Below are 24875 nucleotides of genomic sequence, written 5' to 3'. Positions count from 1 at the left end.
CGAAACGCGCGTCAGGCGGGCACCGACTCCGCCTTTTGCGCGCGCGACCACACGCGATGCTTGCTCATCGCTTCGATGAAGCTCTTCAGCACGGCATTCGCGTCGCTGCCCACGGCGACGCCTTCCTCGCCGCCCGGCAGATGCGCGGCCGCGAGCAGGTCCTCGCCGTCGCCGATCGCGCCGATGGCCTTCAGATGCTTGAACGCTTCGAGCACGAAGTGACGCGCGTCGCCGGATTCCGACAGCGTCTTCGCGCTGTCCTTGCCGCCCGCGACGATCACGCCGTCGAACATGATCGACGGCATGCCGAGGATGGTCGCATCGGCCTCGATGCCTTGCGCGGGCGAGCCGAGCGTCGGCGAGATGACCTTTGCGTGCGCGCCCTCGGCTTTCAGCGCGTCCTGGACGGCCTTGATGCTCGCGGCATCGGCGCCAGGCGCGGCGAGAATGGCGACTTTGCGCGTCTTGATTGACGGCTTCGTTTTCGCGACGATCGACAGCGCCGGCGATTCCGTCACCGAAGACTTGCCGAGCTCGTCGGCATTCGCGTTCTTCTTCGGCGCGGGCAAGCCGAGATTCTCGGCGACGCGCGCGGCGAGCGTCTCATCGATGTTCGCGAGAATGCCGAGCTGGCGCTCGCGGATGTGCTTGCGCTCGACCTTCGACAACTCGAACGAATACGCGCCGACGATGTGATCCTTTTCCGGATCGGTCATGCTGTTCCAGAAGAGCGTGGCTTGCGAATAATGGTCCTTGAACGACGGGCTGCGCACGCGGATCTTCGAGCCTTCGACGCGCTCCGTGTAGCTTTCGAAGCCGCCGCCCGATGCGGCGGGCGGGGTTTCCTTCGGCCATCCGCCGTCGATGGAATTCGGCTCGTAGGACGCCTGTCCCTTGTCGATCGTCTGGCGATGCATCGCGTCGCGCTGACCGTTGGCGAGTGGCGCGAGTGGCCGGTTGATCGGAATTTCGTGGAAGTTCGGGCCGCCGAGCCGGCTGATCTGCGTGTCGGTGTAGGAGAACAGACGCCCTTGCAGCAGCGGATCGTTGGTGAAATCGATGCCCGGCACGATGTGCCCGGGGCAGAACGCGACCTGCTCGGTTTCGGCGAAGAAGTTGTCGGGATTGCGATTCAGCGTGAGCTTGCCGATCATCTTGAGCGGCACGAGCTCTTCGGGAATGATCTTGGTCGGATCGAGCAGATCGAAGTCGAACTTGTGTTCATCCTCTTCTTCGACGATCTGCACGCCAAGTTCCCATTCGGGATAGTCGCCGTTGTCGATCGCTTCCCACAGATCCCGCCGATGGAAGTCCGAATCCTTGCCCGCGAGTTTCTGCGCTTCGTCCCAGAGCAACGATGCGGAGCCGATCGTCGGCCGCCAGTGGAACTTGACGAAGCGTCCTTTGCCTTGCGCGTTGATGAAGCGGAAGGTGTGGATGCCGAAGCCTTCCATCGTGCGCAGGCTGCGGGGAATCGCGCGATCGGACATGGTCCAGAGCACCATGTGCGCCGATTCGGGCACGAGCGAGACGAAGTCCCAGAAGGTGTCGTGCGCGGATGCGCCTTGCGGCATTTCGTTGTGCGGCTCGGGTTTGACCGCGTGGACGAAGTCGGGGAACTTGATCGCGTCCTGAATGAAGAATACCGGCATGTTGTTGCCGACGAGATCGAAATTGCCTTCTTCGGTGTAGAACTTGACGGCGAAGCCGCGCACGTCGCGAACGGTATCGGCTGAGCCGCGCGAGCCTTGCACGGTCGAGAAGCGCACGTAGACGGGCGTTTCCTTCGACGGGTCTTGCAGGAAGGCGGCCTTCGTCAGTTCGGCCTGCGATTCGTACACCTTGAAGACGCCGTGAGCGGCCGAGCCTCGGGCGTGGACGATGCGTTCCGGAATGCGCTCGTGGTCGAAGTGCGTGATTTTTTCACGCATGATGAAGTCTTCGAGCAACGAAGGGCCGCGTTCGCCGGCGCGCAGGGTGTTCTGGTTATCGGCGATCTTGACGCCCTGGTTTGTCGTCAGGGCCTGGTTGGTCGCGTCGGAGCGGAACGTTTCGAGGGATTCGACTTTTTTGTTGGTGTTGCTCTGCGAGGGGGTGCGGGCTACGCCGCCTTCGGGCGGTTGCTTCTCCATTGCCATTTTTTTGCGGACTCCGGGGTTTGGGTGAGGACTTGCGGTCCTCTATCGCAATTGATGTTCCCGGGCGGGGGTGCTTTTCGCCGTGGTTGTTTTCGCCGGATCCCGTTTTCTTTGTGGTCTATTAGCATTGCCCCTGTGCGGGGCGGCAGTCACTTTCCTTGCTGTAGTCGCCGGATCCCGTTTTCTTAGCGGTCTATTAGCACTGCCCCTGTGCGGGGCGGCACTCACTTTCTTTGCTGCTGCAAAGAAAGTAAGCAAAGAAAGCAGCTTTTCAGGCCCGCGGTCACACGCAATTTGGGTAGTCCTCTCGTCCCAGGCGGCACTCGCCTAAAGAGTGCCCTCAAACACCTAATCGGGCTTGGCTCGCACACGGTCTGCCAACCAATAACTTCGAGGGCGCTGGTTCAGCACGAAACAGCATCGGCACAGCGCTACGCGCTGCCGCGGGGTGTGCAAGGGAAACCATCGGTTTGCGCGCGCAGTGCGATAAAGATGTTAGTAGCGAAGCACGCGCATTCCCGATTGACCGGTCCGCCGCGAAGCGGGCTGGAGCTATTTGGTGCTGAACCAGTTTGTTGTGTGGTGCGATGTGGCAGACCGTGCGCGAGCCAAGCCCGATGGGGCCTATGAGGGCACTCTTTAGGCAGCCCACGAACGACGAGAGGACTACCCAAATTGCGTGTGACCGCGGGCGTATCGGAAGCTGCTTTCTTTGCTTACTTTCTTTGCAGCAGCAAAGAAAGTAAGTGCCGCCCCGCACAGGGGCAGTGCTAATAGACCACTAAGAAAACGGGATCCGGCGAAAAACCGGAGCCGACACGAATACGGGATCCGGCGAAAAACCGGAGCCGACACGAATACGGGATCCGGCGACAACAAAACAAAAAACCCCCGAACCCCACCGCCTCGCGGTAAAAGCAAACCATCACCCCACCGGCGACAACGCCCCCAACTTATCCGCCGTAGTCTTCTGCAACGTAATGATCCGGCTCATAGCCGCATGATTCGTGGTCGCTTCGTCGTACATCTTCGCGAGATCCGCCTTGAGCTGCGTCCTCGATCCGCCATCGAGATAGACCATGTGTCCGGAAGGATAAAACGTCGCCGAAAGATTCTGCCGCACCGTCTTGTCGATCAGCGGCATCTGCTGCAAGTCGATGATCGTCTGATAGAACGGCGTCACGAAGTCGTACATCCCGTTGGCGGCCAGCACCTTCAGATCGACGTTCAGCGCCATCACCGCGGCGAGATCGCCCGCCGTGTAGAGAATGATGTTGCCCTTCGAATCCAGGCCCTTCTGTTCGCCCGTCGGGTCCGTATGCTTGAAGTCCCAGTTGAGGAACGCCTGATCGTTCAGGTCCGTGAACGACGACGTCGACGTGAACTTCAACTGCTCGTTCAGATAGCTGTTCCACATCGTCGTGTAGACGCCGCTCACCGCGGTCATCGTCGGATCGTTGCCGCCCGAATTCGGATCGATCTTGCCCGCGATGCCCGTCGATATCGCCGTCACGCGGCCATCGTAGGAGCCGAGCGATTCGCCCTTCGACTTCAAGAGCGTCGTGAGAAAAAGCGAATTCCCCCGGCTGTCGTAAGCCGCGATATCGAGACTCCACGCCAGCAACGTCGCGCGGTCGATGCCCGTGTATTCGGAGAGCTTCTCGACCACTTCATCGTCCGTCTGCGGAAATTTGCGCAGCGCGTTCAGATAATCCGTGCGCGAGAACTCCGCGACTTCCTCCACGAACGTCAGCAAGTTGGTCGGCGTCGGATGCACGCCGAGTTTCTTGTGATACCACGCGTCGGCGGCGGCGGTCGGCAACGCGCCGACAGGATTGCCCGCCTGCGCGTAATCGAGAATCGACGATTGCAGCGTGACGCCGTTCAAATCGATGCCGTCCTCATGCAGCTTGTACGCGAGCACGCAACTGCGCGCCGTGCCGTACGACTCGCCGAACAGAAACTTCGGCGAATTCCAGCGATTGTTCTTCGTCAGATAACGCTTGATGAACTGCGCGATCGACCCCGCATCCTGATCGACGCCCCAGAAATCGCGATTCTTGTTCGGCGCGATCGCCGCCGAATAGCCCGTGCCGACCGGATTGATGAAGATGAGATCGCTGCGGTCGAGCAGGCTGTCCGGGTTGTCTTCCATCTGATACGGCGCGGGCGGCGTGAAGCCCGGCATCGCCGTCTTGATGCGGCGCGGCGCGAACGAGCCGAGCAACACGAACACCGACGACGACCCCGGCCCGCCGTTATAGAAGAACGTCAGCGGACGCGCCTCTTCCTTCGCGCCGTCTTTCGTGAACGCGACGTAGAACATCTTCGCGCTCGGCTTCGAACTGCTCGGATCGACCGTGACGAGATGGCCGACCGTCGCCGTATAAGCGATCTTCGCGCCGCCGATCGTCACGCTGTGATGCGTGATCGCCGCGTTCTCGTCGGCCTCGGTCGCCGCGATGGCGTCGTCGGGACCGTTGCCGTACGCGACCGGATCGAAATACGGCTGATCCTTCTTCGCCGTCGTGGTCTTCTTCGGCGCTTTCTTCGCGGCGGCGGTCAAGGCCGGTTCTTCCGCGTTCGCAGGTTTGTCGCTCGCTGCCAGTGGATCGGAGTTCATCGTGATCGCTCCAGAATCGTCGTCGTGGTTGTTGTTCACTGTCTTACGCCTTGCTCAAAGACTTCGCGGGTTTCAACGCGGCCGCGATCTTCGCGCCGTCGGGACTGCCCATGCCGGTGCACGCGTCCCAGCCGGCCGCCGCGGAAAAACTTCCGTTGTTGCCTTCCGTGATGTCGCGAAACGCCGTCTTCGCCGTGTAGAGCTTCGGATTGACGAAGCCCGATGGCGAACCGTTGATCGCGTTGATGCGCGCGATCAGCGCCGCCCACAACGGCGCGACCGCGCTCGTGCCGCCGACGACCGTATCCTCGCCGTCGATCAGCACCTCATAGCCGGTCAGCGGCGATGCGTCGCCCGCAACGTCCGGCACGCCGCGCTTCGCGAGCACCGTCTGCTTGCCGTTACGCATCACCGACAAACCCTTCTGCCACGCCGGCAGCGCGAACACGCCGGACACGCCGCCGCCGCCCGAGCCGCCCTGATCGCCGTCGTTCCAGACGACTTCCTTCGCGATGCCCGTCGCCGACGCCTTCAGGCTCGTGCCGCCGCAGCCGAGCACATACGGGCTCGACGCCGGAAAGTCGACGTGATCCGCGCCGTCGCCCGCGCCGTCGGACGAGCCGCTGTCGCCCGATGCCGCGCACACCGTCACGCCGAGCGCGGCCGCGCTTTGCAGCACGTCGTTGAACGCGCCGATCGATTGCGACGACCAGTTCGCCTCCGGCCCGCCCCAACTGATGGATATGACCGAAGGCTTGTTGGTGGAATCGTGCAGCGCGCGATTGACGGCATCGACGAAACCGGCGTCGCTGTTCGGCGCGAAGTACACGGCGATGCGCGCGCCCGGTGCCACCGCGCCCGCGACCTCGATATCGAGCGTCACCTCGCCGTCCGGGCCGTTCGGATTGCCCGTGGGCGCGTTCTTGCCGCCATCGACGCCGACCGACACGACTTGCGGCGACTTCACGCCGAGCTTCGAGAAGTACGCGGAAAGATCGGCATCGCGATAGCCGCCGCCCAGCTCGATGATGGCGATGCATTGGCCCGCGCCGTCGCCATCGGGGAAATCGTAGAGACGCGCGAGATCGACCGGCGTGAACGACGCGCTCGCCGCGCCGCGCGCCGGCTTGAACGGCGGACGGAAACGAAAGTGCGGACGCGCCTGCGGCTTGCTGTCGAGGCCGAGAACGGCGGTGACGGCGTCGTGCACTTCGTCGGGCACCTTCACCGGCCCCGAGCGTCCGCGATATTCGCCGATGTTGTGATGTTGAAAGCGTTCGAGCTTGACGTCGAAAGCCTTCTGGAATTGTTCGATGGTCCCTTTCAGCACGACGCTGCGCGTTTCGGTTTCCGCGCGCACGACCGTCAGGCCGTACTGCTGCGCGAACGCCTTCACTTTGGCGATGTCGTCGTCCGAGGCGGTGAAACGTTTGTCGAATTCCTCGCGCGATACGGCTTGCGCGGGCGCTTCGCCGGAATCGATGCGCGCCATCATCTGCTTGAAGCCCGCCTCGTCCTTGCGCCGCAGCATCACGATGACTTCGATCTGTTCGGACGGATCGCAGTCGCCGATGCATTGCGCGCCTTCGGGATGAATCTTGTCGCTGCCGCTGACCGGTTGCTTCGTCATGGTATCGATGCTCCTCGTTGGCCATGAAAATCAAAGTTTCTCGATCCTGCCGCTGCCCGCGCTTATCGTCTTATTTTCCGGGCGCGAATGCAATTGCTCGGACCGTTGACGAGAGCATGCAGTTCCAGCGAGACAAAAGCTGTCCCGGTCTTCAACGTTTCGTCTCGATGTGCGGCTCGGCGGGGAGCGCGATGCCGAGGCGCTCCATCAGGCGTCGCGCGTCGAACGGGGCGCGCACTTTCTGATCGTTGTCGAAGTAGCAGAAGACGTCGCGGCCCGCGCGCGGCCGCGCTTTCGCCGATGAAATCAGCCGCGCGTCGGCGATCTGTCCGCCCGACGCCCAGCATTCGATGCGGCGCGCCCATTCGTCGAGCGCCTCGTCCTTATAGCTGCCGCCATAAAGCGTTTCGCTGCCGTGAAGCCGCAAATAAGTGAAGTCGGACGTGAGATCTTCGGCATAGGGCCAGCCGGCCACCGAATCCGACACGACCAGCGCCGCGCCGTGTTTGCGCAGCAGCCGCACGAATTCATCGGTGCAGAAACTCGGATGACGGATCTCGATCGCGTGCCGCAGCGCGCGCTTTCTTCCGGGCTCGAACCACGGGTCTTTCACGCGCGTGTCGTGGTCCTGTGCGAGCCGCGCGGCGGCGACCGTATCCTTCGGCAGCAATTCGAGAAAGCGTTCGAAGGCTTCGGGACGGAAGGAAAAGTTCGGCGGAAACTGCCAGAGGAACGGACCGAGCTTGTCGCCGAGCGCGAGCACGCCGGACGCGAAGAAGTTCGAGATCGCCGGAATCGCCGTTTCGTCGCGAAAACGCAGCATGTGCGTCAGATAGCGCGGCCCCTTCACGCTGAAGACGAAGCCATCGGGCGTCGCGTCGCGCCACGCGCGATAGCTCGTCACGCTTTGCAGCGAATAATGCGATCCGTTGATCTCGACCGTCTGGACCGCGCGCGACGCGAAATCGAGCTCGCGGGCCTGCGCGAGCTTTTTCGGATAGAACACGCCGCGCCAGCCGGCATAGCGCCAGCCCGAAATGCCGATGCGGATGCGCCCGGTCATCGCGCGCCTAGTGCGGACGGCCTTCGTCGTATTCCGCCCGCGCGCCCTGCGGCAGCCACGGCTCGCGATGCTTGCACCAGAGCTCGTAAGTCGGCTCGAAGACGCCGGTTTCGTCGAATGCGCCGATGGGCAGATCGACTTCGTCGCGCGTCGTGAATTCCATGTACGCGACCGAGCCGCACGCCGGGCAGAAGTGCCGCCGGCCATCGTCGGAACTCTTCCACGTCGAAAGGCTGCCGCTCATCATCACGTTGCCGCGCGCGTAAATCGCATAAGCTCCGAAGGCGGAGCCATGCACTTGCCGGCACGTCGTGCAGTGGCAGATGCAGACGCGAATGGGCTTGCCCGTCGCGCGAAAGCGGAACGCGCCGCACGCGCATCCGCCTTCATGAACCGTAGCCGCCCGCGTTTCGTCCTTTTCAACGCTCATCGATCTCTCCCGTAAATACGATGGTTTGTTACGATAACCCTTCACGATCGGAGATGGCACTCATGAGCACACCAAGCACGACCGGCACCACGTATACCGCGAGTACCTTGTCCCTGCTGAAGCTGCTTCCCGGCGCCGGATCGGAGTTCGGTCCGGCCGCATCCGACCTCGTCGCCCACGTGCTGTCGCATGATCGCTTCGATGCGGTCGCGAATGCGAACGCGCCGCGCGAAACGTTCCGCGGCGTCACCGTCGACGACGTCATGAACGACGAGTACGTGTTCCCGCTCGGCCGCACCGGCCAGTCGATCGTGCTGACGGGCTATCGCATCGCGGCGGGTTTCATCGCCGAACGCGCGGCCGACGAATGGCTCGAGCTCGCGCACAAGGAACGCGTTGCAAAAGGCTTGCCCGCCGAGCCGCAAGGCAGCGAGCCGCATCTCGCGCCCGATCCCGCCGAAGCCGATCAGCTGCTCGACCGCGCCTACGAGTGCGCCCAGCGCATTCTCGATCCGGTCGCGGGCGAGCCGGTTCTTTCGCTCTTCGAGACGCACTATCGCGGCGGACGGGAGTTTTTGCGTCTGAGCTGGGAAGGTTTGCCGGAGGATCTCGTGCCGGAATCGCGCCGTCCGCTCGCGGCGCTCGCCGCCGCGCAAAACGGCGAGCGGCGAGAAAAGCGCGATTACGATCCGTACGGTCTCGACGGCGTCGACGATTACGACGTCGACAGGCCGCTCGCGTATCGCGAGAAGATCGGGCCGTTTCTCTTCACGATGACCTATCGCCACGAATACCCGCAGGTCGACGACGAGCGGCTCGGCACCGCGTTCGCCGTCTTCCACGAGGCGGGCAGCGATATCGTCGCGGCGGCGGTGCGGCTGAAACTCGTCAAGGTGCCGCCGCTCACGAGCAGCGCCGATCTCGTCTACACGCTCGACACTTACTCGGGCGAAATGCTCTCGCTCGCGCTCGCATCGACGGAAGCGCTCGGTCCGGAGAAGCTGTGCGAGGTCTACAACGCGCATCGCGTGATTTACATCAGCCTGTGGGAAGTGAGAAAGCCGTGGCGCGGCGAGGGCCTCGGCGTCGCGCTGCTGCATCAGGCGCTGGAACGCCTTCCCGTCGATGTCGATGGCCGGCCGAACGCGCTGTGCGTCGCGCCCGAGCCGTATCAGACCGACATGCGGCACTTCGAGAAGCTGCCCGGCGTGCTGCGCGAGGAACTGAAGACGCCGGCGAAGCGCCTCGCCGCGCATCTGACCAACTGGCTCGAACGCTCGAAGCTGCCGATCGCCACGCACTTCTTCGTGCCGATGGCCAAGCATGCGGGCATCGGCTCCGCGGGCGAGAACGCGCGGCTCATCGACCGGATCATGGAGAGCGAGGCCTGACGCGATGCTCGTCATCGTCGACATGCAGGCGCGGCTCCTGCCGCATCTGGATGGCGCGCAACGTCTGACGGAGCGCGCCGGCACGCTCTTGCGCGCGGCGAACCTGCTCGACGTGCCGGTGCTTTTTACGGAGCAGAATCCGCGCGGGCTCGGCGGGACGGTCGAAAGCCTGCCCGTCGATCTCCGGTCGGCGAAAGTCGTCGAAAAGCACACATTCGATGCGACGCTCGAACCCGCGTTCGTCGATGCGCTGCCGCCCGCGCCCGCGACGCTGTGGGTCGCCGGCGCGGAGGCGCATGTGTGCGTGCTGCTGACGGTGCTCGGAGTGTTGCGGCTCGGCTATCGCGTGGAATTCGTGGCGGACGCGGTCGCGTCGCGGCGAGCCGCGGATCGCGCCGTCGCGATCGAACGGGCGCGGCAGGACGGCGCGCGGCTCACGACGGTCGAAACGACGATCTTCGGATGGATGGGCAGTTGCCGGCATCCGCGCTTTCGGGACGTGCTTGCGCTTATCAAGTGACGTGGGTTTCGAACCAGACCGTTAGTTTTACGCGCGCATGCAGCATTTACCCGCACGGCCCGCTCATAAGCCAGCCAGCGTCCGTCCCGAGCGCATGGCACCCCACTTGCTATAGTCTGCGATTGCGGCTCGACGAACGTTCGGTTCCCTTACAGTTGCCGAACGATCGCGAACCGCGCCTCTTGCGCCGCCCCGAGGACTCGAGCATCGGCGCTCCGCCCGATCCGTCGCAATCGGCTGCGAGCGAATCCCCGTGAAGACTTGAGCCCGTCGACGCCCTTCCGAACGAGCGAGGAGCAACCGATCGCCATGTCCCCAGCCGATACCCATCCTCACGACGACGCCAGCGACGCGGCGCAAAAGCCGTCGCGCCGTCGTTTCCTGCAATCCGCCGCCGCGGCCGCAGCAGTGACCGCCGCGCCGCACGCGCACGCGCAGCAACCGGCTGCGACGCCTGCCTTGGCGCCGCCGCCCGCCGCCACGCCGATGTTGCCCGTGAAGCTCACCATCAACGGCCATCCGTATGAACTGCAGGTCGAGGCGCGCACGACGCTCCTCGACGCGCTGCGCGAATACGCCAACCTCACCGGCACGAAGAAAGGCTGCGACCGCGGCCAGTGCGGCGCGTGTACGGTGATCGTGTCGGGCCGGCGCATCAACTCGTGCCTGACGCTCGCGGTGATGCACGACGGCGAATCCGTCACGACCGTCGAAGGCCTCGCGCCCGACGGCGACACGCTCGCGCCGATCCAGCGCGCGTTCATCGAGAAGGACGCCTTTCAGTGCGGCTACTGCACGCCGGGGCAATTGTGCTCGGCGACGGCGCTCATCGCCGAATATCGCAACGGCGACGCGAGCGCGGTCACGGCCGACGTGCGCTTTCGCCCCGCGCAACTCTCCGACGACGAAATTCGCGAGCGCATGAGCGGCAACATCTGTCGATGCGGCGCGTATCCGAACATCGTCGCGGCGGTAAAAGCCGTCGCGTCGGGCAACGCATAAGGAGACGCACATGGACGCGATCTCCTATCAGCGCGCGCCGGATATTGGCGCGGCGCTCGCGGCCGCGAGCCAGCCGGGCACGATGTTCATCGGCGGCGGCACGAATCTGCTCGACCTGATGAAAGGCGGCGTCATGCGGCCGATGAGGCTCGTCGACATCACGCACATCGACGGCCTGAATGGCATCATCGCCCTGCCCGATGGCGGTCTGCGCCTGGGCGCGCTCGTGCGCAACAGCGACGCCGCCAATCATGCGTGGGTGCGCGAACGCTATCCGCTTCTGTCGCAGGCGCTGCTCGCGGGCGCATCGGCGCAACTGCGCAACATGGCGACCGTCGGGGGCAATCTGATGCAGCGCACGCGTTGCGCGTACTTCTACGACACCGGCTTTCCTCAATGCAACAAGCGCTCGCCGGGCAGCGGCTGCGCGGCCATCGACGGCAACAATCGCATGCACGCGATTCTCGGCGCGAGCCGTCAGTGCATCGCGACGAATCCGTCCGACATGAGCGTCGCGCTCGCGGCGCTCGATGCCGTCGTGCGCGTCGCGGGCCCGAACGGCGAGCGGACGATTCCGTTCGCGGAGTTTCATCGGCTGCCGGGCGACAGGCCCGAGCTCGACACGACCTTGCACGCAGGCGAGCTCATCACGTCGGTCGATCTGCCGCCGCCGCTCTTCGCCGCGCACTCGAAGTATCTGAAAGTGCGCGACCGCGCGAGTTATGCGTTCGCGCTGGTATCGGTCGCGGCCGCGTTGCAGATGGACGGCAACACGGTGAAGAGCGCGCGCATCGCGCTCGGCGGCGTCGCCCACAAGCCGTGGCGCGCGAACGCGACCGAACGCGCGCTCGTCGGCCAATCGCTCGATAAAGCCACGCTGCAGAACGCCGCCGCGCTCGCCGTACAGGGCGCCCAGCCGCAGCGCGACAACGCGTTCAAGATCGTGCTCGCGCAGCGCGCGATCGTGCGCGCGGTTCAACAGGCCGGAGGTGTCGCATGACTGTCATCGGAAAACCGCTCGATCGCACCGACGGCGTGCTGAAAGTCACCGGCCAGGCACGCTATTCCGCCGACAACACCGACGCCAAGCTCGCGCACGCGGTCATCGTCACGAGCACGGTCGCGCACGGCCGTATCGCGTCGATCGACACGAGCCGCGCGCAATCGATGCCTGGCGTGCTTCTTGTGATGACGTATCGGAACGCGATGCGCCTGCCGAACAACGGCGTCCCTGACGCGCAGCCGCCCGCCGTGCGCAAGCTGACGCTCTTGCAGACCAACGAGGTGCGCTACAGCAACGAGCCGGTCGCGGTCGTCGTCGCGGACTCGCTGGAGCACGCGCAAGGCGCGGCGCGTTACGTCGACGTGCGCTACGAAGCCGCGATGCCCAACGCGGATTTCACGCGCGCGAAGGCCTCGGCGTATCAGCCGGAAAAGATGATGGGCCGCGCGATCACGACGAAACGCGGCGACGTCGACGCCGGTTTGAAACAAGGCCCGACGCGCCTCGACGCCGTCTACACGACGCCGTACGAACATCACAATCCGATGGAGCCGCACGCGACCGTCGCGCGCTGGGACGGCCCGAATCTCACGCTCTACGACGCGACGCAAGGCGTGTCCGGCGCGAAAAGCGCGGTCGCGAAGTTCTTCGGCATCTCCGATGAGAACGTGCGCGTGATCTGCCCGTTCGTCGGCGGCGGCTTCGGCTGCAAGGGGTCGGTGTGGTCGCACGTCGTGCTGGCGGCGATGGCGTCGAAGCAGACCGGCCGCCCCGTCAAGCTCGTGCTCGAACGGCCGCAGATGTTCGGCATGGTCGGCAACCGGCCATTCACCGAGCAGCGCTTTCAGGTGAGCGCGCGCGACGACGGCATCATGACCGGCATGCGTCACGACGTCGTTTCGACGACATCGACGTTCGAGGACTGGACCGAAAGCTCCGCGATCGTCACGCGCATGCTGTACGCGGTGCCGAACCAGTCGACGTCGCACAAGCTGGTCAAGCTCGACATCGGCACGCCGACCTTCATGCGCGCGCCCGGCGAGACGAGCGGCTCGTTCGCGCTCGAATCGGCGATGGACGAAATGGCGTATCGACTGAACATGGATCCGCTCGCGTTTCGCATCAAGAATCACGCGAACATGGAGCCGCAGGAGAAGAAGCCGTGGTCGGAGAAGGCGCTGCTCGAATGCTATCGGCGCGGCGCGGATACCTTCGGCTGGTCCAAGCGCAACCACGCGCCGAAGTCGATGCGCGAAGGCAATACGCTCATCGGCTGGGGCGTGGCGACGGCGACGTATCCGGCGAATCGCAGCGAGGCGTCGGCAGTGGCGCGCATCCTGCCCGACGGCACAGCGATGGTCGCGTCCGGCACGCAGGATCTCGGCACCGGCACGTACACGATCATGACGCAGGTCGCCGCCGACGCGCTCGGCTTTCCGCTCGATTACGTGCGCTTCGCGCTCGGCGATTCGTCCTTGCCGAAGGCGCCGGTCTCGGGCGGCTCGCAATCGGCGGCGAGCGTGTCGCCGGCGGTGCGGGCGGCGTCGATGGAGGCGCGCGATCAACTCATCGCGATGGCGCTCGCGGATCGCGGATCGCCCGTCGCCGGTCTCGCGCGCGAGGACGTGACCGTGTCCAACGGCTGGGTCGTGAGCCTGTCGAATCCTGACAAGCGCGATCCCGCGGCGGCGATCATCGCGCGCAACGGCGGCAAGCCGATCGAGGCGATCGCCACGACCCGGCCCGGCGACGAGAAAAAGCAGTATTCGTTTCACTCGTTCGGCGCGGTGTTCGCGGAAGTCCATGTCGATGCGGACCTCGGGATCATCCGCGTGCCGCGCATCGTCGGCGTGTACGACGTCGGCACGCTCTTCAACGAAAAGACCGCGCATAGCCAGTTGATGGGCGGCATCGTGTGGGGCGTCGGCTCGGCGCTGCTGGAAAAGAGCGAGATGGATTCGCGCTACGGGCGCTATACGAACGCGAATCTCGCGGAATATCACGTCCCGGTGAACGCGGATATCGGCATGCTGGATATCGCGTTCGTCGGCGAGCCGGACCCGCATATCAATCCGCACGGCGCGCGGGGCATCGGCGAGATCGGCATTACGGGCGTGGCAGGCGCGCTGGGCAACGCGGTGTATCACGCGACGGGGGTGCGTGTGCGCGATCTGCCGATTACGCTCGACAAAATCCTGCCGCCGACGATGGCGTGAAGTGAAACGACGCACACGGCGGTCCGCCCGGCCGCCGTGTGTTTTTTTATGCTTGCGACGCCGTTCGATGCGCCGCACAATCGCGATTCATCCCCACACGAGCACCCGCGATGACCTATTCGTCGAACGCGACCGGCATTCTGCTGGCGGCGGGTCTCGGCACCCGTTTCGACCCGTCCGGACTCCACAACAAGCTGCTCGCCACCCTGCCCGACGGAACGCCCATCGTGTTCCAGTCGGCGCGCAGGCTGCTCGCCGTGTGCGCCGAAGTGATCGCGGTCGTGCGTCCCGGCGCCGAAAAGCTCGCCGACGTGCTCAACGAAGCAGGCTGCAACGTCATCTTCAGCGTCGACGCCGAGCGCGGCATGGGCGCGACGCTCGCCGCGGCCGTGCGCGCGACGTCCGAAGCCGATGGCTGGCTCGTCGCGCTCGGCGACATGCCGTGGATCGAAGCGTCGTCGTATGAAGCGGTCGCGCGTGCGCTCGACGGCGGCGAAGCGCTCGTCGCGCCGTTCCATCGTGGCAAGCGCGGGCATCCGGTGGGCTTCGGCATCGCGCATCGCGAGATGCTCGCCACGCTCGACGGCGACGCGGGCGCACGCGCCATCTTCACGACGCACAAGCCGTTCATCGTCGAAGTGGACGATGCGAACGTGCTGCGCGACGTGGATTTGCCGAGCGACCTCGGGCAGACTTGAGCGCGACTTAAGCCGCGATCGCCGCCGTTTCCGCGGAATCTTCGGCGTCGGCGCCGATCGGCAGATAGCGCCGGCTGACGTCGAGCAGCGTCGCGCCGAATCCCTTCTTCGCCCGGAAATCCGTCCGCGCGCTCGTCACCACGCGCGGCGACGCACTCCACTCGATCCGTGCGCCGGTCGCCATCAGCGCTTCGACGAGCGCCACGTCCTCGCTCGTCTCCAGCGGCGCAAATCCGCCCGCCTTCACGTACGCGCTCGCCGACACGCCCATGTTCGCGCCGTGAATATGCCGATGCCCGTCCGCATCGGTATAAGTGCGCCCGAAGTGCTCGCGCACCGCGCCGATATGCGGCGACCAGTCGTGCACGCCGATCACGCCGCACACCGCGTCCGCGCAGCAGTCGAGCTGGCGCACGAGCCAGTCTGCGGCGACGGTCGTATCGGCATCGGTGAACGCGAGCCAGCGCGCGCCCAGCGCCAGCGCCCGCTGTGCGCCATGCGCGCGCGCGACGCCGACATTGCACGCTTCGGTGCACGTCACTTCCGCGCCCAGCGCCCGCGCGATGGCGGCGGTGTCATCGCTGCAACTGTCGGCGACGACGATCACGCGCGCCGCCTCGCCAAGCAGTTGATGATGATCCGCCGCGCGACGTGCAGCCGCGACGCACGCGCCGATATGCGCGGCTTCGTTGTGAGCAGGAATGACGATGGCAAGCATTGGCGGCTCCGTGTGTGAGTTTTTTTCCGTTGGCAATCGGACGGCGCGATGGATGAATTGCAGCAATGGCCGTTCCCGTGAATGGCGGGCCGCTCCGCCGTATAAGGGCGCGATCGTCTCTAAATAGTTGCTGAAAAGCGGCGGGAATCGCTAGAATTACTGTATGGATATACAGTGCTTTTATGATTCCGTTCGCCGATGAAAAGCGTCACCATCGATCCGTCGTTCGCTGCCTGGCGTACCGAGGCGCGCAATCTCCTCATGGAAGACGCGCGCCCGGAAGACGTGGAATGGCTCGAAACCGATGCATCGGCAACGGTGTTCGGCTCCATCGTTGCGTCGCGCGGCCCGTCGGATCCGAATGCGAAGAAGCCGGTCAAGATCGCGCGCGAATTCCTCGCCATGCTCGAAACGGCGGCGTGCTTTCGCGCGCCCGACCGCTGGCGGTTTCTCTACAAGGCGCTGTGGCGCTGGACGCAGGGCGACCGCGCGATCGCCTCGCCGGAAGATCCGGACGGGCATCGGCTGCGGCGCATGATCGAATCGGTCGAGGCCGAAGAAAGCGAAATGCGCAGAGTGCTGCGTTTCCGGCATCGCGATTCGTCGCTCGGGCCGCCCGAGTTCATCAGCTGGTTCGAGCCGGTGCACGATGTGCTGGAGCACGCCGCGATGCACTTCGCCACGCGCATGGGCAGCGCCACGTGGATGATCGCCACGCCGCACGGCGCCGCGTTCTGGGACGGCGCGCTCCTGCGCGTGGACCGCACGAGCGAGCCGGAAGAAAAGCCGATGGATTTCGGCGACACCGCGATGAGCGGCGAAGCCATCAGCGGCGACGCCATCGAGGCGCTCTGGCTCGCGTATTACGAGAGCACGTTCGCGCCGGCGCAGGAAAACGCCGCCGAAATGGCGTCGCATATGCCGGTGCGCTACTGGAAAAGCCCGGAGAACGCGCGCACCGATCCCGCGCTGATCTCCCGCGCCGATCCCTATTCGCGGCGCGACCGTCATCCGCGTAATGTGCCGCCCGACATGGAAGTCGCCATCAACACGGATCTGGAGCCGATCAAGGGCACGATGCTGATCGAGCCGCCGTCGCTCGATGCATGCAGGCGCTGCGCGCTGTGGCGCAACGCGACGCAGGCGGTGCCGGGCGTCGGTCCCGGCGACGCCCGCGTGATGCTGGTCGGCGAGCAGCCGGGCGATCAAGAAGACCGCGAGGGCAAGCCGTTCGTCGGTCAGGCGGGCAAGCTGCTCGACGAAGCGCTCGCCGAGGCGCAGATCGCGCGCGAATCGCTCTATCTGACCAACGCGGTGAAGCATTTCAAATGGGAAGCGCAAGGCGAGGAGCGCGCGCATCTCGCGCCCGCGCAGCGCGAACGCGAAGCCTGCCGCTACTGGCTCGACGAAGAACTGAAGCGCATCGGGCCGAAAGTCGTCGTCGCGCTCGGGGCGACGGCGCTCAAGGCGCTCACGGGGCATCGCACGGCGTTGTCCGAGTATCTCGGCAAGACCATCGAGCATAAGGGGCACATCATCGTGCCGACGTATCACCCGTCGTATCTGATGCGCCTCGCCGACGACAAAGTGCGCGCGGAAGTCTTCGGGACGATCGTCGAGGCGCTCGTTTTCGCGCAGCAGATCGCCGACGGCACCGCGACCATCCGCACGCCGGTGAAGGACCCGACGCGCTGAACGAGCCGCAGATGCAACAGGACGAAACAGGACGAAACAGGACGCAACAAGACGAAAGCGTCGTCAACGTTCCTGTAAGCCGCGCGTTATACCGGTGTCGCGCCGACTGGCGCTCACCGATGGTCCACATCACACCCAAATGGCCGCTCTCCCGCTCGAAGAACTCCGCCGTCAACAATCGCAGGGCTTGCACACACGCGCGCTCGTGCCAAAATCGGCCGGGCAACTGAAGACCGAACGCGAGCGCATCGTCGCGCGTCTGCAATTGCTGCTCAACGTGACCATCGCGGTGGCGCTCGCGGGCGTCGCGCTCATCGCGTGGCTGCCGTTCTCGCCTGTGCCGCACGCATTCCGCTTCGGCGTGCAGGAAGTGCTCGGCGTCGCGGTGTTCGCGTCGTGCCTGTTCATCCTGCACGAGCGCGCCGAACTGGAGCTCGGTCTTTACGACTACGAGCCCGTCGAGCAGACGACGCAAGGCGAATTGCGCGCGCTGCTGCATCGCGTGCCGGAAGGCGTGTCGTATCAGGAAGCGCTCGCCGCGGACAAGCGCACGTTCGTGACTGGCGAAGTCGACGGCATCCGCCGCCGCGCCGAAGCGTTCACGCCGAAGACGCTGCCCGCCGCCGACGGCAACACGGAAACCTGAGCGCCGCTCGACGCCGCATCCAAGCCGCCGCCTCGCCATCGCGAGGTGGCGGCTTTTTTACATCGACGCTGAAAACTTCGCGCCTTGACGAGCGCCGCCGCGCCTCCTTCAATACGTGACAGATGCCGCAATCGACGCTCAAACTGTCACGCTTCGGAACGCAATCTGTGTCCAACGCGGGCATTTTCAGGCGGAACGTGCCGCAAACGCGCCGGGCATGGCGGGTGCTTGCCAAGCGCGCGGCCCCGCGAGTTGCGCCGAATCGAGCGAGGCCACGCCACTTGCAGGAGCCAAGATGCGAGCCAATCCCCTTTCCACGTTGAGCGACGACCTCACGACAACGCTCGTCCCCGACGCGCCGAGCGCCCCGCCCGCCGCCGCGCGTGACGGGAGCGACGATTACGACACGCTCGCCGCGTTCCACGGCATCGAGCGCGAGCGCCTGGTGCTGATCCATCCGGGCAGCCATCACGCCGCGCCCGCCTGGCCCGCCGAACGATATGCCGATGTCGCCGACCAGCTCGCCGCCGATGGCTGGCAGATCGCGATCGTCGGCGATTCGCCCGATCCCGAGCGCACCGCCGGCGTGCTCGGCGCGATGCAGACGGCCGCGCTCTTTCTCGCGGGCGCCGTCGCGCCGGCGACGCTGCCGCGCCTGATCGCCAATGCGCGGCTGCTCCTGTCCGACGACGCCGAAGCGTCCTCGCCCGTCGCCGCCGCCCGCGCGCTCGGCACGCCGCATATCGTGCTCGACGAACATCCGCGCGACACCGGCAGCGACGCGATCGCCGCACACGCCCGCGACGCGCTCTCGCACACCGGCGGCGCGCATCCGGGCGAGCCGTTCACGCTGCACATGCCGGCGGCGCACGAATCGGCATAGACGAAGAGCCACCTTTCGGGGGACATCATGAAATTCGACATGCAGACCAATCCCGTTCCGGATCCCGTCGCGGACCCGAACCGCGATCCGGAAGCCGATCCGCTCACGCCGCCTTCGCCCGGTCATCGGCCGGAGGAGCCGCAGCATCCCGACGCGCCGCCCGACAAGGATCCGATCCGGCGTCTCTGATCCGACGCTTCCCTACGGGAATTCCCGCCCTACACTCGCCGCCCATGCCTGCCGTAAAGCGGGCATGCGGCGGCGTGCGCCATCGCAAACGACAACGCGAATACAACGCAAACAGGCGACGGGCGCAACATGAACAGAATGACGTTGAACAAGAAGCTCGGCTCGTTGATCGCCGTGCTGTGGATCGGCTTGATCGCGATCGGGATCATCGGGGCATGGCAAAACCGGACGTCGATGATCGACGACCGCAAGGAGCAGTTGAAGACGCTCGTCAACGAGGCGCACTCGATCACCGCGCACTACGCGGCGCTCGCCGCGAACAAGACGCTCACCGAAGACGAAGCGAAAAAGCGGGCGCTGGAAGTGGTCGGCGCGATCCGCTACGGCACGGACGGCTATCTCTCGATCAACGACTCGCATCCGAGGATGGTGATGCACCCGATCAAGTCCGCGATGAACGGGCAGGATCTGTCGAGTTATGCCGATCCGGCGGGCACTCGCCTGTTCGTCGATATCGTCAAGGCGGGCGATCAGCCCGGCGGCGGCTTCATCAGCTATCTGTGGCCGAAGCCCGGCAGCGACAAGCCAGTCGGCAAGCTCTCCTACTCGCAGCGCTTCGGGCAGTGGGACTGGTACATCGTCACCGGCATGTACATGGACGACGTGCAGAGCGCGTTCTGGGCAAGCGCGCTGCGCTGGCTCGCGATCACGGCCGTGCTCGGCGGCTTCGCGACGGCCGCGATGCTCATCGTTCTGCGCAGCATCAAACGCAATCTCGGCGGCGAGCTCGAACTGGCGGTCGACGCGGCGCATCGCATCGCGCGTGGCGATCTGACGAGCAGCGTCGACGTCCGTCCGAACGACACGTCAAGTCTGTTGCACGCGCTCAGCGTGATGCAGAGCGGTCTCGTCGATACCGTGTCGCGCGTGCGCAGCGGCACGGACAACATCAACGTGGGCGCGTCGGAGATCGCGGCGGGCAACACCGATCTGTCGCAGCGCACCGAGGAACAGGCCGCGGCGCTCGTGCAGACCGCGTCGAGCATGGACCAGATGACCGCGAACGTGAAGAACAACGCGGAGAGCGCCGCGCAGGCGGCGCGTCTCGCGGAGCAGGCGGCGGACGTGGCGACGCGCGGCAGCGGCGTGGTCGACGACGTCATCGACACGATGACGCGCATCACCGCGAGCTCGCAGCAGATCGGCGACATCATCGGCGTGATCGACGGCATCGCGTTCCAGACGAACATCCTCGCGCTGAATGCGGCGGTCGAAGCGGCGCGCGCGGGCGAACAGGGACGCGGCTTCGCGGTCGTGGCGGCGGAAGTGCGCAGTCTCGCGCAGCGCTCGGCGACGGCGGCGAAGGAAATCAAGGCGCTCATCGAAACGTCGACGCAGACGGTCGAGCAAGGCGCGTCGCTCGTGACGAACGCGGGCGCGACGATGACGGAAATCGTGCAATCGGTGCGCCGCGTGAACGAGATTCTCGACGAGATCAGCCACGCGTCGCGCGAGCAGAGCGCGGGCATCGAGCAGGTGAACCGCGCGGTCGTCGAGATGGATCAGGTGACGCAGCAGAACGCCGCGCTCGTCGAGGAAGCCGCCGCCGCCGCGCATTCGCTGAAGGATCAGGTCGATGTGCTGCGCGAGGCGATCGGAAGTTTCAGGCTGCCGGCGTGATTTCGGTCACGCCAGGAATCGTTCGACGAGGCGCGCCCAGTAAGCCGCGCCGACCGGCAGATTCTTGTCGTTGAAATCGTAGTGCGGGTTGTGGACCATGCAGCCGTCCTCGCCCGCACCGTTGCCGAGGCGCAGGAACGAGCCCGGCCGCTGCTGCAGCATGAACGCGAAGTCCTCGCTGCCCATCAGCAGATCGGCGTGCGCGACAACGTTCTCTGCGCCGACCAGTTCGCGCGCGACCTCCATAGCGAACTCCGTTTCCGCGTCCGAATTCACGACGACCGGATAGCCTTCCAGATACTTCACCGTCGCGCTCGCGCCGTAGCTCGCCGCCTGCGATTCCACCAGTTCCTTGATGCGGCGCCTGAGCAGTTCGCGCACTTGCGGGTCGAAGGAGCGCACGGACAGTTCGAGCGTCGCGCGATTCGGGATGACGTTGTTGACCGTCCCGGCGTGCATCGAGCCGACAGTGACGACGGCCGGCTGCGCCGGATCGACGTTGCGCGCGACGATCGTCTGCAGCGCCATGACGATGCTCGCCGTCACGACGACCGGATCGACCGACAGATGCGGCCGCGCCGCGTGCCCGCCGACGCCTTCGACCACGATCGACACCTGATCGCCCGCCGCCATGAACGGCCCCTTGCGGAACAGGAACGTGCCGGGCTGCGCGCCGGGATGGTTGTGCACGCCGAACACGGCGTCGCAATGAAAGCGCTCGAAAAGACCTTCCTCGATCATCTTCTGCGCGCCGCTCGGCACGCCGTGCTCTTCCGCCGGCTGAAAATACAGATGCACCGTGCCGTTGAAATTGCGCGTGCGCGCGAGATGGCGCGCCGCGCCGAGAAGCATCGTCGTGTGGCCGTCGTGGCCGCACGCGTGCATCTTGCCGTGCGTCTCGCTCGCCCAGGGCTTGCCGCTCTGCTCGATGATCGGCAGCGCGTCCATGTCCGCGCGCAGTCCGATGCTCTTCGTGCCGTCGCCCGCCTTCAACGTGCCGACGACGCCCGTCCCGCCGACGCCGCGCGTCACCGTCCAGCCCCACTCTTCGAGCCGCTCCGCGACGAGCGCCGCAGTGCGCGTCTCCTCATACGACAACTCCGGATGACGATGGATATCGTGGCGAATTTCGCGCAGCGAAGGCGCGTCGTCGGAGAGATCGGCGATGACGGTGAAGTGGTGGTCGGACGAGATCGTCATGGAGAAGCCCTTGCGGTTGATCGGAAAACGGCGCACATGATCCTCCACATGCGCCGCGCTTGCCAGTTCCGCGCGCGTTTTTTTCGCTGACCGTAAGCGAATCGTGAAATTTCGACCGCTTTTAGCGCAGAAACCGGTCGATCACGTCGGCGAGCGTGGCGAAAGCCGGCGCGATGTCGTCGTCCGGCACGCATGCATATCCGATCAGCAAGCCGGATTCCGCGTCCGGCCGATGCGCGTAATACCCCGACAGCGGCCGCACGACGATGTTCTGCGCGAGCGCGGCGGCGGCGAGCGCGCGATCATCGACGTGGCGCGGCAGTTTCAGCACGAGATGCAGCCCGGCATCGCCCCCGGCGATCGAAAGCGTGTCGCCGTAGCGCGCGGCGATGGTCGCGAGCATCGCGTCGCGGCGCTGGCCGTAGAGCGCGCGCATCCGCCGGATATGAGACGTGAAATGCCCCTGCTCGATGAATTCCGCGAGCACGGCCTGCTGCAGCAACTGCCCTTCGCGATACAGCTCGGCGCTCGCCATCGCGAAGCTCTCCGCGAGCGCTTCCGGCACGACCACATAACCGATGCGCAGCCCCGGAAACAGCGTCTTGCCGAAACTGCCGACGTAAATCACCTGCCCCGCCGTGTCCATGCCCTGCAGCGACGCGAGCGGCCGGCTGCCGTAGCGGAATTCGCTGTCGTAATCGTCCTCGATGATCCAGCAGCGGTGCTGGCGCGCATATTCGAGCAGCATGCGGCGGCGCGCGAGGCTCATCACCATGCCGAGCGGATATTGATGCGACGGCGTGACGAGCATCAGCTTCGGCGGCGACGCGAGATCGGCGGATGTCGGCGCGATGCCTTCCGCGTCGACGGGAATCGCCTTCAGATCGAGCCCCGAAACCTGCAGAACGCTGCGCACGCCCCAGTAGCACGGATCCTCCGTCCAGATCGTGTCGCCCGGATCGGCGAGCAGGCGCGCGGCGAGATCGATGGATTGATGGATGCCCGTCGTCACGACGATCTGCTCCGGCGTGCAACGCACCGAGCGCGACGTGCGCAGATAGTGCGCGAGCGCGTGGCGCAGTCCCGCGTGGCCGCCGCCCGGCGCGTAGGTAAGCAGATCGGGCAGCGGCTTGCGCCAGTATTTCGCGTGCAGCCGGTTCCACACGCGCGACGGAAACCGCGATACGTCCGGCACGCCCGGCATGAACGCGCCGCCCTGACGCTTCGACACGCCCGCGCCCGAAATCAGCCGCGCGCCGCGCGTGGAGAGCGTCGATTGTGCATCGGATGGCGCGATCGCCGCGGGCGGCGCGTCGTCGAACACGATGTCGTCGGGCGTGCTGTCCGCGACGAAGGTGCCGCGCCCCGTCGCCGACGACACGTAGCCCTCGAGCGCGAGTTGCTCGTAGACCTGCGTCACCGTGTTGCGCCCGACGCCGAGCTCGGCGGCAAGCAAGCGCGACGACGGCACTTTCGCGCCCGCCGCGAGCTCGCGCGTGAGGATGGCCTGCTGTAGCAGCCGATGCAATTGCCGGTAGATCGGCTGGCCGTTCGTGCGATCGATGCGCTGCGCCAGCCAGTCGGACAGCACGCTTGCGCGCGTCGACATCGAATTGGCTCCTATAGATTTATTGAAATGGCTCTGAACTTGAGGGCCAAATCTTACTATAGTCGTCTCTATATTCAGTCGGCCGATGCGGCCACCAACGATCCAGGAGATTTCCGTGAGCACCAACCTCAAGAACGCCGATCTGCACGCCCGCAAGAACGCTGCGACGCCGCGCGGTGTCGGCGTGATGTGCGATTTCTACGCGGCGCGCGCCGAGAACGCGGAACTGTGGGATGTCGAGGGCCGCCGCTTCATCGACTTCGCGGCGGGCATCGCGGTGTGCAATACGGGGCATCGCCATCCGAAGATCGTCGAGGCGATTCGCGCGCAGCTCGACTGCTTCACGCACACGGCGTATCAGATCGTGCCGTACGAGTCGTATGTGTCGCTCGCCGAGAAGATCAGCGCCCGCGCGCCGGGCTCGCACGCGAAGAAGACGGCGTTTTTCACGACGGGCGCGGAGGCTGTCGAGAACGCGGTGAAGATCGCGCGCGCCGCGACGGGCAGGCCGGGCGTGATCGCGTTCACGGGCGGCTTTCACGGCCGCACGCTGATGGGCATGGCGCTCACGGGCAAAGTCGCGCCGTACAAGATCGGCTTCGGGCCGTTCCCGTCGGACGTGTTCCATGCGCCGTTCCCGAATTCGCTGCATGGCGTGTCCGTCGAGGATTCGCTGCGCGCGATCGAGCATCTTTTCAAGGCGGATATCGAAGCGACGCGTGTTGCCGCGATCATCTTCGAGCCGGTGCAGGGCGAAGGCGGTTTCGTTCCGGCGCCGACGGAATTCGTGCGCGGCCTGCGCAAGATTTGCGATGACCACGGCATTCTGCTGATCGCCGATGAAGTGCAGACGGGCTTTGCGCGCACCGGCAAGCTGTTCGCGATGGAGCATCACGGCGTCGTGCCGGATCTGATGACGATCGCGAAGTCGCTGGCGGGCGGGATGCCGCTGTCGGGCGTCGTCGGGCGCGCGGAGATCATGGATGCGGCGGCGCCGGGCGGGCTCGGCGGCACGTATGCGGGCAATCCGCTGGCGGTGGCGGCGGCGCATGCGGTGCTCGACATCATCGACGATGAAGAGCTCTGCGAGCGCGCGGTTGTGCTCGGCGACAAGCTGAAGGCGAAACTCGAAGCGCTGAAGGGCGATGTGCCGCAGATCGCCGACGTGCGCGGGCCGGGGGGGATGATCGCGGTCGAGTTCTGCGAGCCCGGTTCGCATGATGCGGATGCTGCTTTTGCAAAGCTCGTGCAGACGCGGGCGCTGGAGCGCGGGTTGCTGCTGTTGGTTTGTGGCGTTTATTCGAACGTGGTTCGGTTCCTGTTTCCGCTCACCATTCAGGATGCGGTTTTTGATGAGGCGCTCGGTATTCTTGAAGATGTGTTGACGGAGACTGTTGGCGTTGCGGTTTGATTTGGTTTTTGGTTTTTGGTTTTTTGTTTTGCGTTGGTCGCCGGATCCCGTATTCGCGTCGGTCTATTAGCGTTGCCCCTGTGCGGGGCGGCACTCACTTTCTTTGCTGCTGCAAAGAAAGTAAGCAAAG

General features: G+C 65.3%; 20 protein-coding genes. 12 read left to right on the top strand and 8 right to left on the bottom strand.

All coding sequences use genetic code 11. The features are described 5' to 3' along the window. Positions 1-11: 11 nt before the first annotated feature. The 5 genes from katE to NCS02_RS15615 form a co-directional block, all read right to left on the bottom strand. Positions 12-2132, bottom strand: a complete 2121-nt coding sequence (gene katE / locus NCS02_RS15635) for a catalase HPII (protein WP_250502780.1) — start codon at positions 2130-2132, stop codon at positions 12-14. A gap of 931 nt (positions 2133-3063) precedes the next feature. After that, complete coding sequence (locus NCS02_RS15630; RefSeq protein ID WP_175979130.1) at positions 3064-4761, bottom strand: S10 family peptidase; 1698 nt, start codon at positions 4759-4761, stop codon at positions 3064-3066. 43 nt (positions 4762-4804) lie between these two features. Continuing rightward, positions 4805-6391 carry a S53 family peptidase gene (locus NCS02_RS15625; protein WP_250435557.1) on the bottom strand — a complete coding sequence of 529 codons (1587 nt, stop codon included), beginning with the start codon at positions 6389-6391 and terminating at the stop codon, positions 4805-4807. Positions 6392-6542: 151 nt separating this feature from the next. Then, positions 6543-7454, bottom strand: a complete 912-nt coding sequence (locus NCS02_RS15620) for a DUF72 domain-containing protein (RefSeq protein WP_250502779.1) — start codon at positions 7452-7454, stop codon at positions 6543-6545. Positions 7455-7461: 7 nt separating this feature from the next. Beyond that, positions 7462-7884 (bottom strand): GFA family protein, encoded by a 423-nt coding sequence (locus NCS02_RS15615; RefSeq protein ID WP_008353807.1) that lies wholly within the window; start codon positions 7882-7884, stop codon positions 7462-7464. 62 nt (positions 7885-7946) lie between these two features. Between NCS02_RS15615 and NCS02_RS15610 the strand changes: the two genes are divergently transcribed. From NCS02_RS15610 to NCS02_RS15585, 6 genes are all read left to right on the top strand, one after another. Beyond that, entirely contained in the window at positions 7947-9275 is a 1329-nt protein-coding gene (locus NCS02_RS15610) for a hypothetical protein (protein WP_008353808.1), read from the top strand. Positions 9276-9279: 4 nt separating this feature from the next. Further along, positions 9280-9795, top strand: a complete 516-nt coding sequence (locus NCS02_RS15605; protein ID WP_008353809.1) for an isochorismatase family protein — start codon at positions 9280-9282, stop codon at positions 9793-9795. A 309-nt stretch (positions 9796-10104) separates the two neighbouring features. Further along, complete coding sequence (locus NCS02_RS15600; protein ID WP_250435556.1) at positions 10105-10797, top strand: (2Fe-2S)-binding protein; 693 nt, start codon at positions 10105-10107, stop codon at positions 10795-10797. A 10-nt stretch (positions 10798-10807) separates the two neighbouring features. Next, entirely contained in the window at positions 10808-11797 is a 990-nt protein-coding gene (locus tag NCS02_RS15595) for an FAD binding domain-containing protein (protein WP_250519875.1), read from the top strand. After that, positions 11794-14016, top strand: coding sequence for a xanthine dehydrogenase family protein molybdopterin-binding subunit (locus tag NCS02_RS15590; protein WP_008353812.1), 2223 nt, complete (start codon positions 11794-11796; stop codon positions 14014-14016). The genes NCS02_RS15595 and NCS02_RS15590 overlap by 4 nt, the downstream gene beginning before the upstream one ends. A 110-nt stretch (positions 14017-14126) precedes the next feature. Then, positions 14127-14714, top strand: coding sequence for a nucleotidyltransferase family protein (locus tag NCS02_RS15585; RefSeq protein WP_008353813.1), 588 nt, complete (start codon positions 14127-14129; stop codon positions 14712-14714). 7 nt (positions 14715-14721) lie between these two features. Here the strand turns inward: NCS02_RS15585 and NCS02_RS15580 are convergent, their stop codons facing one another. Next, positions 14722-15432, bottom strand: a complete 711-nt coding sequence (locus NCS02_RS15580) for a glycosyltransferase family 2 protein (protein WP_250502777.1) — start codon at positions 15430-15432, stop codon at positions 14722-14724. Positions 15433-15630: 198 nt separating this feature from the next. On the opposite strand from NCS02_RS15580, the gene NCS02_RS15575 reads away from it, so the two are divergent. From NCS02_RS15575 to NCS02_RS15555, 5 genes are all read left to right on the top strand, one after another. Continuing rightward, positions 15631-17127 carry a UdgX family uracil-DNA binding protein gene (locus NCS02_RS15575; protein WP_008353815.1) on the top strand — a complete coding sequence of 499 codons (1497 nt, stop codon included), beginning with the start codon at positions 15631-15633 and terminating at the stop codon, positions 17125-17127. Positions 17128-17332: 205 nt separating this feature from the next. Further along, positions 17333-17773, top strand: coding sequence for a hypothetical protein (locus tag NCS02_RS15570; RefSeq protein ID WP_250502776.1), 441 nt, complete (start codon positions 17333-17335; stop codon positions 17771-17773). 295 nt (positions 17774-18068) lie between these two features. Beyond that, positions 18069-18656 carry a glycosyltransferase family 9 protein gene (locus NCS02_RS15565; protein ID WP_008353823.1) on the top strand — a complete coding sequence of 196 codons (588 nt, stop codon included), beginning with the start codon at positions 18069-18071 and terminating at the stop codon, positions 18654-18656. 27 nt (positions 18657-18683) lie between these two features. After that, entirely contained in the window at positions 18684-18845 is a 162-nt protein-coding gene (locus tag NCS02_RS15560) for a hypothetical protein (RefSeq protein ID WP_008353824.1), read from the top strand. Positions 18846-18983: 138 nt separating this feature from the next. Further along, the gene (locus NCS02_RS15555; protein WP_250502877.1) at positions 18984-20525 is read left to right on the top strand and encodes a methyl-accepting chemotaxis protein; all 1542 of its coding nucleotides are present in this window, start codon (positions 18984-18986) and stop codon (positions 20523-20525) included. Between the two features lie 6 nt (positions 20526-20531). Here the strand turns inward: NCS02_RS15555 and NCS02_RS15550 are convergent, their stop codons facing one another. Both NCS02_RS15550 and pdxR read right to left on the bottom strand, forming a co-directional pair. Then, positions 20532-21725 carry a M20 aminoacylase family protein gene (locus NCS02_RS15550; RefSeq protein ID WP_175979559.1) on the bottom strand — a complete coding sequence of 398 codons (1194 nt, stop codon included), beginning with the start codon at positions 21723-21725 and terminating at the stop codon, positions 20532-20534. Between the two features lie 121 nt (positions 21726-21846). Continuing rightward, a complete protein-coding gene (pdxR, locus tag NCS02_RS15545) occupies positions 21847-23334 on the bottom strand; it encodes a MocR-like pyridoxine biosynthesis transcription factor PdxR (RefSeq protein WP_175979121.1) in 1488 nt (495 codons plus the stop codon). Positions 23335-23449: 115 nt separating this feature from the next. Here pdxR and gabT point away from each other — a divergent pair, with 115 nt between their 5' ends. After that, positions 23450-24745, top strand: coding sequence for a 4-aminobutyrate--2-oxoglutarate transaminase (gene gabT, locus NCS02_RS15540; RefSeq protein WP_350029932.1), 1296 nt, complete (start codon positions 23450-23452; stop codon positions 24743-24745). Positions 24746-24875: the final 130 nt, after the last annotated feature.

Origin of the sequence: Caballeronia sp. NCF2 (genome assembly GCF_023631205.1) — a bacterium.
In the GTDB taxonomy this organism is placed as follows: Bacteria; Pseudomonadota; Gammaproteobacteria; order Burkholderiales; family Burkholderiaceae; genus Caballeronia; species Caballeronia zhejiangensis.
Note: the sequence above shows the minus strand (reverse complement) of the source record. Positions and strands in the feature narration are given on the sequence as shown.

Excerpts from the sequence above, each read along its gene's own strand:
- katE (WP_250502780.1), bottom strand. The coding sequence starts at position 2,132 with ATGGAGAAGCAACCGCCCGAAGGCGGCGTAGCCCGCACCCCCTCGCAG.
- NCS02_RS15630 (WP_175979130.1), bottom strand. The coding sequence starts at position 4,761 with ATGAACTCCGATCCACTGGCAGCGAGCGACAAACCTGCGAACGCGGAA.
- NCS02_RS15625 (WP_250435557.1), bottom strand. The coding sequence starts at position 6,391 with ATGACGAAGCAACCGGTCAGCGGCAGCGACAAGATTCATCCCGAAGGC.
- NCS02_RS15620 (WP_250502779.1), bottom strand. The coding sequence starts at position 7,454 with ATGACCGGGCGCATCCGCATCGGCATTTCGGGCTGGCGCTATGCCGGC.
- NCS02_RS15615 (WP_008353807.1), bottom strand. The coding sequence starts at position 7,884 with ATGAGCGTTGAAAAGGACGAAACGCGGGCGGCTACGGTTCATGAAGGC.
- NCS02_RS15610 (WP_008353808.1), top strand. The coding sequence starts at position 7,947 with ATGAGCACACCAAGCACGACCGGCACCACGTATACCGCGAGTACCTTG.
- NCS02_RS15605 (WP_008353809.1), top strand. The coding sequence starts at position 9,280 with ATGCTCGTCATCGTCGACATGCAGGCGCGGCTCCTGCCGCATCTGGAT.
- NCS02_RS15600 (WP_250435556.1), top strand. The coding sequence starts at position 10,105 with ATGTCCCCAGCCGATACCCATCCTCACGACGACGCCAGCGACGCGGCG.
- NCS02_RS15595 (WP_250519875.1), top strand. The coding sequence starts at position 10,808 with ATGGACGCGATCTCCTATCAGCGCGCGCCGGATATTGGCGCGGCGCTC.
- NCS02_RS15590 (WP_008353812.1), top strand. The coding sequence starts at position 11,794 with ATGACTGTCATCGGAAAACCGCTCGATCGCACCGACGGCGTGCTGAAA.
- NCS02_RS15585 (WP_008353813.1), top strand. The coding sequence starts at position 14,127 with ATGACCTATTCGTCGAACGCGACCGGCATTCTGCTGGCGGCGGGTCTC.
- NCS02_RS15580 (WP_250502777.1), bottom strand. The coding sequence starts at position 15,432 with ATGCTTGCCATCGTCATTCCTGCTCACAACGAAGCCGCGCATATCGGC.
- NCS02_RS15575 (WP_008353815.1), top strand. The coding sequence starts at position 15,631 with ATGAAAAGCGTCACCATCGATCCGTCGTTCGCTGCCTGGCGTACCGAG.
- NCS02_RS15565 (WP_008353823.1), top strand. The coding sequence starts at position 18,069 with ATGCGAGCCAATCCCCTTTCCACGTTGAGCGACGACCTCACGACAACG.
- NCS02_RS15560 (WP_008353824.1), top strand. The coding sequence starts at position 18,684 with ATGAAATTCGACATGCAGACCAATCCCGTTCCGGATCCCGTCGCGGAC.
- NCS02_RS15555 (WP_250502877.1), top strand. The coding sequence starts at position 18,984 with ATGACGTTGAACAAGAAGCTCGGCTCGTTGATCGCCGTGCTGTGGATC.
- NCS02_RS15550 (WP_175979559.1), bottom strand. The coding sequence starts at position 21,725 with ATGACGATCTCGTCCGACCACCACTTCACCGTCATCGCCGATCTCTCC.
- pdxR (WP_175979121.1), bottom strand. The coding sequence starts at position 23,334 with ATGTCGACGCGCGCAAGCGTGCTGTCCGACTGGCTGGCGCAGCGCATC.